General features: G+C 62.1%; 1 protein-coding gene. It reads right to left on the bottom strand.

Going from position 1 to position 338, the window contains the following annotated elements; translation table 11 throughout:
* The coding region (locus AC0IW9_RS30450; RefSeq protein ID WP_471652049.1) for a PAS domain-containing protein at nucleotides 1–338 on the bottom strand (338 nt) is incomplete at both ends.

Below are 338 nucleotides of genomic sequence, written 5' to 3'. Positions count from 1 at the left end.
CGCTTTCATAGGTGCCGTCGCGGGTCAGCGCCGTGTAGTCGTGCTCCTCGCGTTTGGACGCCCATTCGACGTTGAGCAATTCATGGTCGCGCTTGCCCAGCACTTGCTCGCTGCTTTGCCCGAACAGATCGGCGCAGGCCTGGTTGATGCCCAGATAGCGGCCCTGAATGTCTTTGAACCAGATCGGATCGGGAATGGCATTGATGATCGCCAGCAAGGTACTGCGCTGGCGCACCACCTCCGCCTCGGCCAGTTGGCGCTGGCGAATCTGCGTGCGCAGGTGGCGGTTCCACAGCACCACAACCACGAGCGCCACCAATACGCCGAGCAGGTAAGGC

Source organism: Belnapia sp. AC561 (genome assembly GCF_979252845.1).
The sequence above is the reverse complement of the archived record's forward strand: the minus strand, read 5'-3'. Positions and strand labels throughout refer to the sequence as shown.